General features: G+C 32.1%; 12 protein-coding genes. 3 read left to right on the forward strand and 9 right to left on the reverse strand.

From position 1 onward, the window contains the following. Window positions 1-207: 207 nt before the first annotated feature. From katG to HALO113_RS00845, 4 genes are all read right to left on the reverse strand, one after another. On the reverse strand, window positions 208-2,391 hold the full coding sequence (gene katG, locus HALO113_RS00830) for a catalase/peroxidase HPI (protein ID WP_159777214.1): 2,184 nt from the start codon (window positions 2,389-2,391) through the stop codon (window positions 208-210). Between the two features lie 140 nt (window positions 2,392-2,531). Next, the gene (locus HALO113_RS00835; RefSeq protein ID WP_159777215.1) at window positions 2,532-4,241 is read right to left on the reverse strand and encodes a Na+/H+ antiporter NhaC family protein; all 1,710 of its coding nucleotides are present in this window, start codon (window positions 4,239-4,241) and stop codon (window positions 2,532-2,534) included. A gap of 98 nt (window positions 4,242-4,339) precedes the next feature. Next, window positions 4,340-5,692 (reverse strand): M28 family metallopeptidase, encoded by a 1,353-nt coding sequence (locus HALO113_RS00840; protein ID WP_159777216.1) that lies wholly within the window; start codon window positions 5,690-5,692, stop codon window positions 4,340-4,342. Window positions 5,693-5,774: 82 nt separating this feature from the next. Then, window positions 5,775-6,977, reverse strand: a complete 1,203-nt coding sequence (locus HALO113_RS00845) for an aminotransferase class I/II-fold pyridoxal phosphate-dependent enzyme (RefSeq protein ID WP_159777217.1) — start codon at window positions 6,975-6,977, stop codon at window positions 5,775-5,777. 148 nt (window positions 6,978-7,125) lie between these two features. On the opposite strand from HALO113_RS00845, the gene HALO113_RS00850 reads away from it, so the two are divergent. The 3 genes from HALO113_RS00850 (at window position 7,126) to lpdA (ending at window position 9,377) form a co-directional block, all read left to right on the forward strand. Continuing rightward, window positions 7,126-7,593 (forward strand): Lrp/AsnC family transcriptional regulator, encoded by a 468-nt coding sequence (locus tag HALO113_RS00850; RefSeq protein WP_159777218.1) that lies wholly within the window; start codon window positions 7,126-7,128, stop codon window positions 7,591-7,593. Between the two features lie 42 nt (window positions 7,594-7,635). Beyond that, window positions 7,636-7,833 (forward strand): hypothetical protein, encoded by a 198-nt coding sequence (locus HALO113_RS00855; protein WP_159777219.1) that lies wholly within the window; start codon window positions 7,636-7,638, stop codon window positions 7,831-7,833. A 140-nt stretch (window positions 7,834-7,973) separates the two neighbouring features. After that, window positions 7,974-9,377, forward strand: a complete 1,404-nt coding sequence (gene lpdA, locus HALO113_RS00860; RefSeq protein WP_159777220.1) for a dihydrolipoyl dehydrogenase — start codon at window positions 7,974-7,976, stop codon at window positions 9,375-9,377. Window positions 9,378-9,530: 153 nt separating this feature from the next. On the opposite strand, the gene rplS is transcribed toward lpdA, so the two are convergent. The 5 genes from rplS to HALO113_RS00885 all read right to left on the reverse strand — a co-directional run bounded on the left by rplS (window position 9,531) and on the right by HALO113_RS00885 (window position 12,629). Further along, window positions 9,531-9,884 carry a 50S ribosomal protein L19 gene (gene rplS / locus HALO113_RS00865; RefSeq protein WP_159777221.1) on the reverse strand — a complete coding sequence of 118 codons (354 nt, stop codon included), beginning with the start codon at window positions 9,882-9,884 and terminating at the stop codon, window positions 9,531-9,533. A 172-nt stretch (window positions 9,885-10,056) separates the two neighbouring features. Then, window positions 10,057-10,734: a tRNA (guanosine(37)-N1)-methyltransferase TrmD gene (trmD, locus tag HALO113_RS00870; RefSeq protein WP_159777222.1), complete on the reverse strand. Its 678-nt coding sequence runs from the start codon at window positions 10,732-10,734 to the stop codon at window positions 10,057-10,059. 75 nt (window positions 10,735-10,809) lie between these two features. Then, on the reverse strand, window positions 10,810-11,256 hold the full coding sequence (locus HALO113_RS00875) for a DUF1569 domain-containing protein (protein WP_159777223.1): 447 nt from the start codon (window positions 11,254-11,256) through the stop codon (window positions 10,810-10,812). A 2-nt stretch (window positions 11,257-11,258) separates the two neighbouring features. Further along, on the reverse strand, window positions 11,259-12,059 hold the full coding sequence (locus HALO113_RS00880) for a bifunctional 2-polyprenyl-6-hydroxyphenol methylase/3-demethylubiquinol 3-O-methyltransferase UbiG (protein WP_159777224.1): 801 nt from the start codon (window positions 12,057-12,059) through the stop codon (window positions 11,259-11,261). Between the two features lie 111 nt (window positions 12,060-12,170). Further along, window positions 12,171-12,629, reverse strand: coding sequence for a GNAT family N-acetyltransferase (locus HALO113_RS00885; RefSeq protein WP_159777225.1), 459 nt, complete (start codon window positions 12,627-12,629; stop codon window positions 12,171-12,173). Window positions 12,630-12,651: the final 22 nt, after the last annotated feature.

A 12,651-nucleotide genomic window follows, 5' to 3' on the forward strand; every position in this document is an offset into this window, starting at 1 on the left:
CAAAATTACAAAATTGAATACTCTTTTTTAATTTTTACAATGGTTTGTTTTTATTCAGTTATAAGTAATAATTATACATAATTTTCTTATAAAAAATTAACTTTTTTTTTGGGATTTTGATATTTTTAATTGTTTTTATTAGTTATTTAATAAAAAAAACACCATCTATACAGATGGTGTTAGAATGAGGTTGTTTAAAAAAATAATTTAAACATCAAATCGATCTGCATTCATTACTTTAACCCATGCTTTAATAAAATCTTTTACAAATTTTTCTTTAGCATCGTCTTGCGCATATACTTCAGCATAGGCTCTTAGAATAGAATTAGACCCAAATACTAAATCAACTCTTGTTGCGGTCCAATGTGTAACTCCTGTTTTTCTATTTACTATGGCATAAGAATTTTTTCCAGTAGGTTTCCAACTATAGTTCATGTCGGTTAAATTCACGAAGAAATCATTGGTTAGTACGCCAATATTATTTGTAAAAGCGCCCTCTTTTGTATTACCATAATTGGTTCCTAAAACACGCATTCCACCTATTAAAACTGTCATTTCAGGAGCAGTTAATCCCATTAATTGAGCTCTGTCAAGCATTAACTCTTCAGGTTTTACAGCATAATCCTTTTTTAACCAATTTCTAAAAGCATCGTGTGTTGGTTCAAGGTCTGCAAAAGATTCTGTATCCGTCATTTCTGCAGTTGCATCGCCTCTACCTGGTAAAAAAGGGACAATTACATCAAATCCGGCTTCTTTAGCGGCTTTTTCTACAGCAGCACTACCGCCTAAAACTATAAGGTCAGCCATGCTAATTTTTTTAGAAGATTGTGCTTGAATTTCTGTTAGTTTTTGCAATACTCTTTGTAATCTTTCAGGTTCGTTACCTATCCAATCTTTTTGTGGAGCTAATCGAATACGAGCACCGTTAGCGCCTCCTCTAAAATCAGAACCTCTAAAAGTTCTGGCACTGTCCCAAGCAGTAGTGATTAAATCGGATTTCGACAAACCGCTATTTAATAATTGTTCTTTTAATTCTTTAACTTCTAAATCACTTAAAGTATAATCTACTTTGGGAACTGGATCTTGCCAAATCAAATCTTCTTTTGGAACATCTGGACCTAGATAACGATCTTTTGGTCCTAAATCTCTATGAGTTAATTTGAACCAAGCTCTTGCAAAAACTTCTGAGAAATAATCAGGATTTTTGTAGAATTTTTCAGAAATTGCTCTATAGATAGGGTCCATTTTCATAGCCATATCGGCATCGGTCATGATAGGATTATTTCTTTTTGTTGGGTCAAATGCATCTATTGGTTTGTCTTCTTCTTTAATATTGATAGGTTCCCATTGCCAAGCTCCAGCAGGGCTTTTCTTTAGTTCCCAATCATATGTAAAGAGCAAATAGAAATAACCATTGTCCCATTGTGTTGGATGTGTGGTCCAAGCTCCTTCAATACCACTTGTTACAGCATCTGTACCTACACCCGTTCTTGTAGGATTTCCCCAACCAAAACCTTGGTTTTCTATATTTCCGGCTTCTGGTTCTTTGTCTAAAAGAGACGCATCGCCATTACCATGAGCTTTTCCTACAGTATGCCCACCAGCTGTTAATGCAACGGTTTCTTCATCATTCATTGCCATACGTTTAAAAGTAGTACGTACGTCAATTGCTGTTCTTAATGGATCGGGTTTTCCATCAACGCCTTCAGGATTTACATATATTAATCCCATTTGAACGGCTGCTAAAGGGTTATCTAATGATTCTCTATTTTCATCACTATCATAACGTTCTTTTGTTGCTGCTAACCATTCTTTTTCAGCTCCCCAATAAATATCTTTTTCAGGATGCCAGATGTCTTTTCTTCCTCCTGCAAAACCAAAAGTTTTAAGTCCCATCGACTCGTAAGCCATATTACCGGCTAAAATCATCAGATCTGCCCAAGAAATTTTGCTTCCATATTTTTTCTTAATCGGCCATAACAAACGTCTACCTTTATCTAAACTTACATTATCGGGCCAACTGTTTAAAGGGGCAAATCGTTGATTTCCAGTATTGCTTCCTCCACGACCATCGGAAACTCTATAGGTTCCTGCAGAATGCCACGCTAATCGTATCATTAAACCACCATAATGACCCCAATCTGCTGGCCACCAATCTTGACTTTCCGTCATTAATTTTTTTAAATCTGATTTTACAGCTTCTAAATCTAATTTTTTAAATTCTTTAGCATAATCAAAATCTTCTCCAAGAGGATTCGTTTTAGTGTCATGTTGATGAAGCATATCTAAATTTAAAGATTCTGGCCACCAAAAATTATTGTTTGTTCCTTTTTTTGTTAAGTCTTCCTTTTGATGAAAAGGGCATTTGCTTAAATCATTTGTTTGTTCCATAGTTTTAGTTATTTATTTTTTTTAAATTAAATAATTGATTATCAATTTGGTATTATTCAAATTTACAAATAAAAAAAACCATTACTTCAAAATAGTAATGGTTAATGTTTATTTAAAAATAGATTTTAACTATGGATGTTTTATTTTTTAATAGACGAAACTAATTGTTTTATTTTGATATTAAAGGCAGCAAATAATAAAGTCATTATTGGACTTAAAATATTAAAAAAAGCATAAGGGAGATAATCAAAGGTATCTACACCTAAAGTGCCAGATTGATAAGCACCGCAAGTATTCCATGGTATTAGGACAGAAGTAACAGTGCCTGAATCTTCTAAAGTTCTGCTTAAATTTTCTGGAGCGAGACCTTTATCTGCATAAGCTTTGGCAAACATTTTTCCAGGAACAACAATAGCTAAATATTGATCGGATGCTGTAATGTTTAAAGCTAAGCAACTTCCTACGGTTGATGCAAAAAGACCAAAAGTTGACTTTGCAAGATTTAATAATGCTTGACTTATTCTAGATAAAGCTCCAATTGCATCCATAACGCCACCAAAAACCATAGCACAAAGAATTAACCAAATGGTTCCTAGCATTTTTTGCATACCTCCAGATTTAAAGAGGTCAGCTAATTCTGTATTGTCAGTTTGAATTTCATTATCCGTTGTTATTGCATTTAAAATAGCAATGTATGAAGTCGTTAAGTAGTTTGTTGGTTTTGCAATGAATTTATATTTGCCAATTTCTTTCTCGTTTTTAAATATTGTAATTTCTTTTTCAATTGTTTTAGCGTTTTTTAAATCAGAAGTTAGATCAAATTTTAAATTTTCAGATAGTTTTATGTTGTCACTTTTAGGTATTAAAGCATAAGTGCCAGTAGATTGATAACTATTTTTTGAAACGGAATTAAAATTACTATCCCATTCTATGTATTCTTTAACTTCAGAAGGTATTTCAGATATATTGTATCTTAATCCTTTGTTCCAAATTATAGAACTTTGAAATATTATCGCAAAAACACCTGCTAATAATGTACCTATTAGTAATGCAATTAAAGGTTCTGTTTTCTTTACAATTAGACCGATTACAATTATTGGAACCAAAAATAGCCATGGTGTAATATTAAAAGATTTTTGAATATCTCCTAAAAGTACAGCTGAATCGGCTATACCATTTGTTTCTACTGTTAATCCTAGTATTATAAATAAAATTAATGAAACAATATAGGTTGGAACTGTTGTAAGGGACATGTATTTAATATGTGTGAATAAATCAGTTCCTGCCATGGCTGGAGCTAAATTAGTAGTATCTGACATGGGAGACAATTTATCTCCAAAATAGGCACCTGAAATTACAGCTCCTGCAACCATTCCTAATGGAAATCCTAAAGTGCCTCCGATGCCAATTAACGCAATACCAACTGTTGCTGAAGTGGTCCAAGAACTTCCTGTTGCGATTGAAATTACAGAACAAATAATTAATGTAGCAGGTAAGAAAATAGCTGGACTTAAAATTTGTAAACCATAATATATCATTGAAGGAATAATACCGCTTATTAACCAAGTTCCTGCTAATGCCCCTACCATAAGTAGAATTAGAATGGCTCCCGCTGTAGATTTGATATTCTCGGCTACTTCATCTAACATTTTTTGAAATGAAACCTTATTGAAAAAACCTACTATTGCTGCAACTGAAGCGCCTAAAAGCAAAATAAACTGATTCGTTCCGCCAAGAGCACTATCTCCAAAAATATATACATTGTATCCTAACATAGCTACTAATGCTATTACTGGAATTAATGCTTCAATAATATTTAATTCTTTGTTTTTTATAATTTTCGTATCCATTTATTGTTATTTATGTCGCAATATAGCCAAAGTAGCACTATTCTCAAAGTTTAAATAAAAAAATGAATACAATATTTTAATTGTTAAGTTTTTAAAAATTATCTTTTTTTAAAGGTGTCTTTGATAATTTCATTTGGAAAAACCACTAAACTTTCGTTGCCATTTTTACCGACAGTTGCTACACCAAAATAGTAATTATCAATGACAATGCCTTCTAGTTCAAAATTATCTGTCTTTCCAACAAATCGGCTAAATTCCCATTGAGAAGAGGTAGTTAGCCTCCAGTATATTTTATATCCAAGAATATTGTCGTCTTCTATTTTATCCCATTTTAATTTCACATTAGCTTGAACAATTCCTCCAATTTGAACATTTCTTGGAGCAGGTGGTGCCCAAGCTAAAGCGGCTAAGTTTATAGCGTTTACTGTAGTTAATTTTTTAGCGTATTCGAAATTAACACCTTCTAAAACATCACCATATTTAATACCGTTTTCAGTTCTAATATTTTGATGTTGTCTATTGTAATTTTCATGTGCTTCCATAATTCTAACGCCAGCAAATCCTAAATCGTTAAAGGGACGATGATGACCCCCTCTTCCAAATCGATCTAAACGATAGATCATCATAGGATTCATTTCTGGCATGTAGGTTTTGGTCGTTTTTTCGATATAGCGTGCTAATTGTCTTGAATTTCCATCCACCTCTCCGCCGTAAAAACGTCTCAGGTTGCGTTCTTTTTCTGTTTCATTTGCAGGTGTAGGTTCAGAGAAGATGCGAAAAGTTCGATTATCAATTACGCCATCTACTCCTTCTATATTTCCAATCATATCGTTATTGAATACTCCTATAATTTCCCATTCTTTTTTTTGAGCGTAATTTGCAAATCCTTTGCCACCAAATAATCCTTGTTCTTCACCCGATAGTCCTACATAAATGATGCTGTTTTCAAATTGATATTTAGAAAGAACTCTTGCTGCTTCAATCGTTCCAGCCATGCCAGAAGCATTATCATTGGCTCCAGGAGCATCGTTCGTGTAATCCATGGTGTCTGAATTCCGACTATCAATATCGCCACTCATAATAATATATCGATTCGGATATTTGGTTCCTTTTTGTATAGCTACAACATTGACAATCCAAGTGTCTTTGGGAACACGTTCGCCATCATTGGTTGTAACAAAATCTTTTTGGTAAAATACCTCTAAACAATTTTTGCAGTTTTTAGAAATGGTTTCAAATTCTGATTTGATCCATCTGCGAGCCGCACCAATTCCTCTTTTGTTAGAAATAGTATCGCTAAAGGTGTTTCGAGTGCCAAATTCAGTTAAATTGGTAATATCATTTTTAATACGTTCTGCAGAGACATTATTAATAATGTCATATATTCGGGTGTCTTGTCCGTAGAAGGATACAGAAAATTGAAGACAAAAAAAGAATAGTATTTTTTTCATTGTAGTTACTTTCTTTCAAAGATAAAAAAAATCCAACTACCGTATTTGTAATTGGATTTTATAACATATTATGTGAATTTTATTACAAAACGTTTAATTCTTTCATGCAATCTTTCATCATTTGATAGGTTCTTTCAATATCATTGTCTAGACCAATCGAAAAGCGAATTAAACCATCTGTTAATCCCATTTCTTTTTGTTCTTCTAATGGTATTTCGGATGAGGTTGATGTTCCTGGAGCACTGAATAAAGTTTTGTAAAATCCTAAACTTACAGCTAAATATCCTAAATTTCTTTCCTGCATTAATTCCATTAATTCATTTGCTTTTTCTAGAGAGCCTACATCGATAGTCATCATTCCTCCGAAACCATATTCTGGATTAATCATATTTTTGTACGTTTCGTGACTTGGATGGCTTTTTAATCCTGGATAAACCGTTTTTAGTCCGTCTTGTTCAAATTTTTCAGCCAAATAAGCCGCATTATAGCTGTGTTGTTTGATACGTAAATGTAAGGTTCTAAGGTTTTTCATAACACTAGCACTTCTCATGCTGTCCATAGTTGGACCTAAAAGCATACTAGCTCCAGTGTTAACATTTTTTAAGTCATTTATAAAATCTTGTGAAGCACAAACAACACCTCCAACTGTATCGCTACTGCCATTAATGTATTTTGTTAGTGAATGAATTACAATATCTGCACCTAATTGAATTGGAGAAACAGAAAGTGGTGAAAAAGTATTGTCAACCACTAATTTTAAATTGTATTTTTTCGCAATTTTAGATAAACTTGACAAATCTGCAACTTCCAATAGTGGATTACTCACGGTTTCACAATAGATTACTTTTGTGTTTGGTGTAATCGCAGCTTCCACGCTTTCTAATTTTGTAATGTCTACAAAAGAGGTTTGAACTCCCATTCTTGGGGCAAAATTCTTTAAAAAGGCATAGGTACCACCATAAATAGTTCGGCTTGAAACGATGTGATCACCATTTCCACATAATTGTAAAAGAGTAGGAGTAATTGCACCCATTCCAGAAGCTGCTACATTTGCAGATTCCGTTCCTTCCATAGCAGCTAAAGCTTTGTCTAAATATAAATTACTTGGAGAAGAGTGTCTAGAGTATAAATAACACCCTTCCGCATTCCCTTCAAAGGTGTCAAACATGGTTTTTGCAGAAAGGAAAGTATAGGTTGAACTATCAGAGATGGATGGATTAACACCTCCAAATTCTCCAAAATATTGTAGGTCTTGAATTTTGTCAGCAGGATTGAATGCGCTCATAAAGAATGTTTTTTAATTTGATTCAAAATTGAATAAATCAAATTAAATTTTCAATATAAATCAAATTATTTAGAATGAATAACTATTTAAATCTTAAAAAATAGTTTTTTATGCTATTATTTTGTATTTTTGATTAAAATTGTAAAAAATGAAACTAGATAGTATAGATAAAAAGTTACTCGAATTATTACAAACCGATACTAAAAAAACGACTAAAGAATTATCTTTAAAGTTAAATTTATCTGTTACAGCTGTTTATGAGCGAATTAAGAAACTTGAAAGAGAGCATGTAATTCAAAAATATGTTGCGCTTTTAGATAAATCAAAGATAGAGAAAAACTTTGTGGTTTTTTGTCACGTGAAATTAATTCAACATAATATCGATTTAATTTCGCAATTTGAAAAAGAGGTGGTGAAGCTCGATGAAGTTTTGGAATGTTTTCATGTGAGTGGTGATTATGATTATATTTTAAAAATTTATGTTAAAGATATGGAAGCATATCGAGAGTTTATGGTTACCAAATTGACTACTATACAACACATTGGTAGTACACATAGTACATTTATGATAGGTGAAGTGAAAAATACTACTGTTTTTAGATTGCAGAATAATTAATTTTTTGTAAATTGGCTTCATAACAAATAAAATATTTAAAATATGAAAGCTAAATTTTTAAACATTCAAGGTGCTGAAGTACTTACTAAAGAAAATCAAAAAAACATTTTTGGAGGTGTAAGTGGCGACTATGATTTATCGAAATGTGGTTGCTCTTGTAGTGGTTCAGTAACTGGTCCGTTTTACTGTCATAAACTTATTGCTTGTCCACAAGTGTATACATGTCAGGATGAAATTTAATTCATTTTGAATTTAAAAATAATAGAAGTCTGTCGATTAAGACAGACTTTTTTATTTTTAAATATCTGTAAATAATGCCGAAAAAGGATTAATATTTTATAATTTTGTACTTTTAAAATAAATCAAAGAAATAATATATTATGAGTCAATTTGATGTTACCATTATAGGTTCTGGTCCAGGTGGATATGTATCTGCAATACGATGTGCTCAGCTAGGATTCAAAACAGCTATTATAGAAAAATATGCTACTTTAGGAGGTACTTGTTTAAATGTAGGATGTATCCCTTCAAAAGCATTATTAGCTTCTTCACATCATTATGAGGAATTACAACATTTTGCTGATCATGGAATTGAGGTTTCAGGTGATGTTAGGATTAACCTTGAAAAAATGATTGAGCGCAAACAAGCAGTTGTGGATCAAACGTGTAGTGGTGTAAAATTTTTAATGGATAAAAATAAAATTACTGTTTTTGAAGGTGTTGGGTCTTTTGAAGATGCAACTCATGTGAAAATTACAAAAAAAGATGGTTCTTCAGAAGTGATTGAATCTAAAAATACAATTATCGCGACAGGTTCTAAGCCGTCTAATCTTCCTTTTATACAAATTGATAAAGAAAGAGTAATTACTTCTACTGAAGCTTTAAAGTTGCCAGAAGTTCCTAAGCATTTGGTAATTATTGGTGGTGGAGTAATTGGTATCGAGTTAGGTCAAGTATATTTGCGTTTGGGAGCTCAAGTTTCTGTGGTGGAATATATGGATCGCATTATTCCAGGAATGGACAGTGCTTTGTCTAAAGAATTGACAAAAGTATTGAAAAAGCAAGGCATGAAATTTTACACATCTCATAAAGTAAAAGAAGTTACAAGAAATGGAAGTAATGTGACTGTGAAAGCAGATGACGCTAAAGGTAATGAATTGGTTTTAGAAGGAGATTACTGTTTAGTAGCTGTTGGTCGTCGTCCTTATACTGATGGTTTACATGCTGATAAAGCAGGAGTGAAAATTTCTGAAAGAGGTTTGGTGGAAGTAAATGATCATTTACAAACTAATGTTTCTAATATTTATGCTATTGGTGATGTAATTCGTGGCGCTATGTTAGCACATAAAGCGGAAGAAGAGGGTGTTTTGGTAGCAGAATATTTAGCAGGGCAAAAACCACATATTGATTATAATTTAATTCCAGGTGTTGTGTATACTTGGCCTGAAGTAGCAGCTGTTGGTAAAACTGAAGAGCAGTTGAAAGAAGCAGGTGTGGCTTATAAAGCAGGAAACTTTCCATTTAAGGCATTGGGTAGAGCTAGAGCTGGTGGAGATACGGATGGATTTGTTAAAATATTAGCTGATGCCAAAACGGATGAGGTTTTAGGTATTCATATGATTGGTGCTCGTTGTGCGGATTTAATTGCAGAAGCTGTTACAGCCATGGAGTTTAGAGCTAGTGCAGAGGATATTTCTAGAATGTCTCATGCGCATCCAACATTTGCTGAAGCAGTAAAAGAGGCTGCTTTAGCAGCAACAGATAATAGAGCGCTTCATGTATAAAATTTAATTAAAGTGTTTTATGATATAAAAAGGCTAAATTCAAATGAGAATTTAGCCTTTTTATTTTTAAAGAGCAAGATTTGTTTTGTGCATTATAAATAAAAAAAGTCGCAAGATATTGCGACTTTTTTATAATTTTCAGAAAACAAAAGATTAACCTCTTCTTTTTTCTTTGATTTTTGCTTTTTTACCAGTAAGTTCTCTGAAGTAGAAAATACGAGCTCTACGAACTTTACCTTTTTGATTTACTTCAATTTTTTGTAGTGCTGGCATGTTCACTGGGAAGATACGCTCTACACCAACAGCACCAGACATTTTACGAATTGTAAAAGTTTCAGTTAAACCAGAACCTCTTCTTTGGATTACAACACCTTTGAAGAACTGAGTTCTTGTTTTTTCACCCTCTTTAATTTCATAATACACAGTAATTGTGTCTCCAGAATTAAAATCTGGGAAATCTTTTTTTGCAACGAATTCGTTATTTACGAAATCAACTAAATTAGCCATTTTGTATAAAATAAATATTTGATTCAGAGCAACATACACGTCTTTCGCTAGAGGTTGGTCCAAATGTGGGTGCAAAGATAATTAAAAAAACTAATTTTCAAATTCAGAACTATAATATTTTAATAGTATTTTTTCTTTTAAGGATTAATTCTGACATTTAAACTTTTGGTAATTATTCATTTAATAAATCAGGACGTCTGTTTTTGGTATGCTCATAAGCTTTTTGTTCTCTCCATTCTTCAATTTTTGGAAAATTTCCACTTAATAAGATGTCTGGAACTTTCCAACCTTTATATTCAGCAGGTCGAGTATAAACGGGTGGAGCTAATAAATTGTCTTGAAAGCTATCTGTTAAAGCCGAAGTCTCATTACTTAAGACACCTGGGATTAGTCGAATAATACTGTCGCATAATACTGCTGCACCTAATTCGCCACCTGATAAAACATAATCACCAATTGAAATTTCACGTGTTATGAATTGGTCACGAACCCTTTGATCTACTCCTTTATAATGTCCACAAAGGATGATGATGTTTTTTAAAAGCGACATGCCGTTTGCTATTCCTTGATTTAATGTTTCTCCATCAGGAGTCATGTATATTACTTCATCGTATTCGCGTTCCCTTTTTAATTTTGTTATACAATCATCAATAGGCTGAATACTCATTACCATTCCTGCGCCGCCACCAAACTGATAGTCATCCACACTTTTCTGTTTGTTTGTAGTATAATCTCTCAAATTGTGAAAATGAACTTCAACAAGTCCTTTTTCAATAGCTCTCTTAAGAATAGAGGCTTCAAAAGGGCTTTTAATCAATTCAGGTAATACTGTTATAATATCGATGCGCATTGTATTTTTTAATTTCTGTTGGATGTTAAAAACAAGGTGCAAAGGTAAGTAACTTAAAACGGATACAAAAAAGAATTAAACTCCAAATTGTCTTAAATGATGGTCTAAATGTTTCCATTGGAGATTGTTCCAATCTTTTTCGGTAAGTTTACCCCAAAAAGGATGCGTTTCTAATTGTACTACCTGAAAACCTTCGCTTAATTTTTCAACACTTTTTATCAATTCGTTTTTCGTGGTCTTAAAATCATAGCTTTCCTTACGAATAAATTCTTTAGCTGTAGGGGAATTTTTTTTGAATTCCGGGGCATCTAACCATGATTTTTTCATTAGCCTTCCTATAATTCTGAGTGGAATTGGAACATTGATTTTTTCTGTACCAAGAGCTACATGAATAGGAGCAATACAATGAGATAGCATTTGGTCAACACTCATTTTACCCCAAAGCGCTTTAGATTCTGGAGTTAAATTATGAATTCGAGCAATTATTTCTTGATTGTCTTTTGAATCGAAAATATTTTTCATAATTATATTTTTTTAATGCATTGTAAGCTATACATCATTGGTATTTTATTCTCTAAATGTTGTATTCTAAATTTACCCGGTTCAAATTCTGTAGTTCGATTAAAACAATTGTAATTGGAGTAATCGTATTCTTCAAAATGAACTATTTGTAAACCGTTTTGCAATAATGCTTGAAGAACTTCTGCTATAGAATGATTCCAACCAATATATTCAGTAGTTATTTCGGCTTCTTTATTTGCATAAGTTCCAGTATCGGTTTCTATAATTGGTTTTTCATTATGATAATGATATTTAATTTCTTTAAAATCATCATCAAACATCCATAATACAGGGTGGAATTCTACAAAAACAAATTTGCCATTGGGTTTTAAACTCTGTGAAATTACTTTTGCCCATTTGTTTAAATCGGGAAGCCAACCAATTGTACCATAACTCGTATATACTATATCAAATTTTTGATTAATATGTTGTAAAGTATCATATACATCAGAACAGATAAAAGTAGTGTCTAATTGTAATTTTAGATTGAATTCTTTTGCTTTTTCAATGGCTTTATCAGATAAGTCTATTCCAGTTACTTTAGCTCCCAAACGAGCTAATGAAAGTGAATCTTGACCAAAATGGCATTGCAAGTGTAATATGGTTTTGTCTTTTATGTTTCCTAATAATTCTAAATCGATTTTTGGAACCGAATTCTTTCCGTTCATAAAAGATTCCATATCATAAAATTTAGAATCAATATGAATGGGGACTTTATTGTTCCAAGAAGTCTTATTCTTAAAAATATAATCGTCAGTGTTCATAAAGCTTATTTCTTGTACACAAGATATAAAAAAGGAAAGCAAATACAATTCAATTTTAGGTGTTTTTTTGTATTACCTACTCTGTAATTATTATGCTTATTGTATATACGGTTAAACTAAAAATTCCATTTGAATGTCAGCCCTATCATACTCATTTTCTTTCATAGGTACTTCTGTAAAACCATATTTGATATATAAATTTAGTGCCTTTTTTAATTTTCTATTAGAGAGTAGCATTATCTTATTGGCTTTTTTTTTCTGTGCAAAAGTAATACAAGCATCCATTAGTAAATTACTTAATTTAAGACCTTGAAACTTTTTATCTACAGCTAGTTTTGCAAGTTCAAATGTTGTTTCGTTTACTTTTTGCATGGCAACTGTTCCAGCTATTTCATTGTTAACAAGGCAAAAGAAAATCATTCCGCCAGGGTCTAATATATAACTTTCAATGTTGTTAAAAACATCATTATCGTGTGGTTCTATTACGAAATACTCTTCAAGCCAAGCTTTGTTTAAATCGATAAAATGATTTTTATACTCAGTTTGATAAGAAATAATAAGCGGTTTCATTTGTAATTAATTAGAATAGCAA

The sequence above is a fragment of the Flavobacterium sp. 9AF genome, from assembly GCF_902506265.1.
Classification (GTDB): domain Bacteria; phylum Bacteroidota; class Bacteroidia; order Flavobacteriales; family Flavobacteriaceae; genus Flavobacterium.

What these genes read in the sequence shown, in the direction of transcription:
- HALO113_RS00840 (WP_159777216.1), bottom strand. Translation starts at nt 5,692, where the DNA reads ATGAAAAAAATACTATTCTTTTTTTGTCTTCAATTTTCTGTATCCTTC.
- HALO113_RS00875 (WP_159777223.1), bottom strand. Translation starts at nt 11,256, where the DNA reads ATGAAAAATATTTTCGATTCAAAAGACAATCAAGAAATAATTGCTCGA.
- rplS (WP_159777221.1), bottom strand. Translation starts at nt 9,884, where the DNA reads ATGGCTAATTTAGTTGATTTCGTAAATAACGAATTCGTTGCAAAAAAA.
- HALO113_RS00845 (WP_159777217.1), bottom strand. Translation starts at nt 6,977, where the DNA reads ATGAGCGCATTCAATCCTGCTGACAAAATTCAAGACCTACAATATTTT.
- katG (WP_159777214.1), bottom strand. Translation starts at nt 2,391, where the DNA reads ATGGAACAAACAAATGATTTAAGCAAATGCCCTTTTCATCAAAAGGAA.
- HALO113_RS00885 (WP_159777225.1), bottom strand. Translation starts at nt 12,629, where the DNA reads ATGAAACCGCTTATTATTTCTTATCAAACTGAGTATAAAAATCATTTT.
- lpdA (WP_159777220.1), top strand. Translation starts at nt 7,974, where the DNA reads ATGAGTCAATTTGATGTTACCATTATAGGTTCTGGTCCAGGTGGATAT.
- HALO113_RS00855 (WP_159777219.1), top strand. Translation starts at nt 7,636, where the DNA reads ATGAAAGCTAAATTTTTAAACATTCAAGGTGCTGAAGTACTTACTAAA.
- HALO113_RS00850 (WP_159777218.1), top strand. Translation starts at nt 7,126, where the DNA reads ATGAAACTAGATAGTATAGATAAAAAGTTACTCGAATTATTACAAACC.
- trmD (WP_159777222.1), bottom strand. Translation starts at nt 10,734, where the DNA reads ATGCGCATCGATATTATAACAGTATTACCTGAATTGATTAAAAGCCCT.
- HALO113_RS00835 (WP_159777215.1), bottom strand. Translation starts at nt 4,241, where the DNA reads ATGGATACGAAAATTATAAAAAACAAAGAATTAAATATTATTGAAGCA.
- HALO113_RS00880 (WP_159777224.1), bottom strand. Translation starts at nt 12,059, where the DNA reads ATGAACACTGACGATTATATTTTTAAGAATAAGACTTCTTGGAACAAT.